General features: G+C 36.7%; 2 protein-coding genes. One reads left to right on the top strand and one right to left on the bottom strand.

The features are described from left to right. The coding region (locus tag FK268_RS26100; RefSeq protein ID WP_146437879.1) for an autotransporter outer membrane beta-barrel domain-containing protein at positions 1–228 on the top strand (228 nt) is incomplete at its 5' end. Here the strand turns inward: FK268_RS26100 and FK268_RS26095 are convergent. After that, positions 207–428: an integrase core domain-containing protein gene (locus FK268_RS26095; protein ID WP_205124547.1), complete on the bottom strand. Its 222-nt coding sequence runs from the start codon at positions 426–428 to the stop codon at positions 207–209. The genes FK268_RS26100 and FK268_RS26095 overlap by 22 nt on opposite strands. Between the last annotated feature and the right edge of the window lie 142 nt (positions 429–570).

Here is a 570-nt window from a genome sequence, read left to right as displayed (position 1 = left end):
TTTGAGAATGGTTTCTACCTTGATGGAGGAATACGTTATGGCCGAAGCCGTAATAAATTTAACTCTAAAGATTTAGCTCATGTAGTAACGAAGGAGATAGCGAGTTATAAGATATCAAGCCCCTATTGGGGAGCGCATCTTTCTTTGGGGTATCAGATAGCTGTTGCAGAGCGACAACAATTAGATGTAAGAAAAGGGAGCGTTGTTTACACTTCCTGTTTAAAATAAAAATCTAAAACTTCATAAGGCGTTGAGCCATTTAATCCCTTATGAGGTTTTACCGTGTTATAGAAATTTAAAAATCTTTTGAGTTTTGATTTTCGATCATTACTATTTAAAAACTCTTCTTTTTCATGCCACATTTCCATTAATGTACGGATGACCCGTTCAGCTTTACCATTCTTTGTGGTCTTGCTGGTCGTGTAAATTTCTGATTAATATGATTCAATCTACACAGGTTAACAAAGGCATGATCTATCGTTCCCTTATATTCTCGTCCATTATCAGAGTAGACGCAATCAACAGTATAAGGGCATTGGGCAAGAATATCTTCCTGAAGAAATGTTGCCG

It is taken from the genome of Tsukamurella sputi, assembly GCF_007858445.1.
GTDB classification, from domain to species: Bacteria; Actinomycetota; Actinomycetes; order Mycobacteriales; family Mycobacteriaceae; genus Tsukamurella; species Tsukamurella sputi.
This window is presented reverse-complemented; position numbering and strand designations above follow the sequence as displayed.